Genomic DNA, 2,990 nt, shown 5'->3' with positions numbered 1-2,990 from the left:
TCAGGACCAGACTTTACAGCATGTATGGCTTATAGAAATTCAAACGCATCTAGAATGGGTGTTGAAGGAATGTACTTTACAGCGATTACAGGTTCATCATCAGGAGCTGTTTTAACAGGAGAACCTTTCTTAGTAACAGCATTTGAATGGGATGATCAGTTTACAGATTTAAATGATGCAAACGCAGGTGTTAATACAATTAACCAGGTTGCATTTACAGAATACATCTTCGAAGGAGATTACCAAGATTCTAGTGTATTTGCTAAGTTCGATACTCCATTCTTGTTACAAGATGATCAAAGATACTTGTTCTGTGTATACACGGGTAACTCTGATGTATTCATTGGATACGATCCTGAAGCAAATTACGTAACAAATATCGAAGAAATTTACTTACAACCACAAGCACCAAACTTGAGTAGCCAGTGGTTCTTAGCAGGATTCGGATTTGAAGAAACTCCAGCATTTGCTTTAAAAGCATTCCCAGCTGCAGAGTTAGGATTAGACATCATCGAAGAAGATATTAATGTAACAGCTTACCCTTCTCCGGCAAATGCAAACTTAACTGTAGCATTTAATGATAATGAAGTGAGTACAATAACTATGGTAGATATGACTGGTAAAACAGTTAAGGATATCGCAGTAAATGCTCAAGCTGAAAATACAGTGATTAACGTTCAAGATTTAGAAAACGGAGTTTACATGTTAAACGTAAACTTAGCGAACGGATCTAAGAAAGTAATCAACGTGGTAGTTAACCACTAGTAAGATTATAGGACTTTGAAAAGGGATGCCGAAAGGTGTCCCTTTTTTTATGTTTAGTGTTTTCAGATGTAGAAAAAGTCTAAATTTTTGTGAATTAAAAACATTCCCCCCGAAGGAACTTCCAATTCACTTCTTCCTTTAAAACAAACTCCTATCTTTGCGGTAAAATTATATTACATGTCACAAGAAATAGAAGCAGTAAGTTACTGTGTAGGAATGAGTATTGCAGGAAGTTTAATGCAACAAAGTCTAGAAGGAGTACAACCAGATGCTTTATTAGAAGGAATTACAGATGCATTAAGTGGAAAGGCTCCAAAATACAATCCAGAAGAGGCTAACGCTATTATTCAAAAATATTTAACTGCCGCTAACGAAGCAAAGTTTGCTAAGAACAAAGAAGTTGGTGAAGCATTCTTAGCTGAAAACGCGAAGAAAGAAGGTGTTGTTACTACAGCTTCAGGATTACAGTACGAAGTAATCGAAGAAGGTGAAGGAAACATGCCAGCAGTTACAGATACAGTTAAAGTACACTACCACGGAACATTAATCGATGGTAACGTATTTGATAGCTCAGTTCAAAGAGGAGAGCCAGCTCAATTCGGATTGAACCAAGTTATTAAAGGATGGACAGAAGCTTTACAGTTAATGAAAGTTGGTGCAAAACATAGATTGTACGTTCCTCAAGAATTAGCTTACGGTGCAAACCCACACCCAGGTGGACCAATCCAACCGTACATGACATTAGTCTTTGATGTAGAATTATTAGAGATTCTTTAATAAGATCTTTCCTGAGTGGGGCGCAATGCCCCACTTTTTTAAACCCCAAATATAAAATTCATGAAAAAAATAATCTTTGGAGCATTAGCTTTAGCTCTTGTTGCCTGTGGTGAGCAATCGTCAAATGGTAATTATGATGATCTTACCTTAAATACGATAGAAGAAAAAATTTCTTTCTCTATTGGAGCTGATATGGCTTCTAACTTTAAAAACTTTCCAGATACAATTTTCCAACAGTTAGATTTTAAGCAATTGGAGAATAGTTATGCTGCCGGATATGCTGCCTTCTCAGATGAGCAAAAAGGAGAATGTGAGCAAATCATGCAAACGGTTGTAAAACAAGATTTGTCTATTGATACTAGTAATTATTCTTTAGTTGATTTGTCTGCTTGTTACGGAAGTTATCTAGGTGAAGCAACAAGAAAAATGTTAGAGACGAAAGATGCCGAAGATGTTTTTGATATTGAAATTGCAAGAAAAGGATTTGCAAGAAGTCTTGTAAATACAGATACTTCTTTGATCGGAGAAGAAGAGAGAATTCAAATTGTAGAAGATTTCTACAACGACCTTACTAAAAAAGCGGCATCTAAATTAATGGTTGATGCAAAGGCAAAAGCAGATGTGAAAGTTATCTCTGATGATGTTATCTTGGAAGAGGTAGCAGCAGGTAATGGAGAAAAATTAGTACCTAACTTTGAATACAAGATGCTTTTGGTGATGCAAAATACATTTGGAGATACAATGTTAGCTACCATTAGAGATTATGGAATGACGGACGACATTAACAGTCAAGTTTTACAATTCCAAGACAGAAGATTAGTAGCAGGATGGAAAGATGCTATGGAGCAAATGGAAGTAGGAGGAGAGTACAAAGTATACTGTTCTACAGACAAAGCATTTAGTCAAGAAGGTTTGAGAAACCCTAGAAATGGAAGTTACATCTTTCAACCTTATGAAGCCATTACAGTTACTACAAAAGTATTGACACAAAACGAAATTGGAGCTGTTGCCAAGCAAAAAGGAGAAGACCTAATTGCTGAAACGTTAAAGCGTCCAAACACGAAAAAATACCCAGAAGGATACGTTATCGAAACTTTGAAAAAAGGAGAAGGAAGAACGGTTCCTGCTGGAGCAGATGTAAAAGCACATTACATCTTATATGATGCAGATTTGAACGAGTTACAAAACTCTTATAAAATGTCTTTACAAAATGGAGGACAACCTTTAGCGTTTAACCTTAACGGGGTAGTTAAAGGATGGACTTTAGGTTTGCAAAACATGCAAGTTGGTGGTAAGTACAAATTATATGTACCTTACGATCTAGGTTACGGAACTCAAGGAAATGATTTAGTTCCTCCATTTGAAACTTTAGTTTTCGAAATGGAGATCTTAGAAATAGGAGAAGCGGGTGAATTTGTTCAACCAAGAAACCCAATGATGGGAGGTAG

At 36.3% G+C, this 2,990-nt stretch carries 3 protein-coding genes; all 3 read left to right on the top strand.

Translation table 11 applies throughout. The features are described 5' to 3' along the window. Positions 1-765, top strand: a 765-nt coding sequence (locus tag AC22ZQ_RS13870; RefSeq protein ID WP_318959359.1) for a T9SS type A sorting domain-containing protein, incomplete at its 5' end; no start/stop codon positions are given. 177 nt (positions 766-942) lie between these two features. After that, entirely contained in the window at positions 943-1,542 is a 600-nt protein-coding gene (bamJ, locus tag AC22ZQ_RS13865; RefSeq protein WP_318959358.1) for a BamJ family beta-barrel-assembly machinery protein, read from the top strand. A 60-nt stretch (positions 1,543-1,602) separates the two neighbouring features. Continuing rightward, a partial coding sequence (locus tag AC22ZQ_RS13860; RefSeq protein WP_318959357.1) for an FKBP-type peptidyl-prolyl cis-trans isomerase occupies positions 1,603-2,990 on the top strand: 1,388 nt, incomplete at its 3' end.

It is taken from the genome of Lishizhenia sp. (assembly GCF_057456495.1).
The sequence above is the reverse complement of the archived record's forward strand: the minus strand, read 5'-3'. Positions and strand labels throughout refer to the sequence as shown.

Excerpts from the sequence above, each read along its gene's own strand:
- bamJ (WP_318959358.1), top strand. The coding sequence starts at position 943 with ATGTCACAAGAAATAGAAGCAGTAAGTTACTGTGTAGGAATGAGTATT.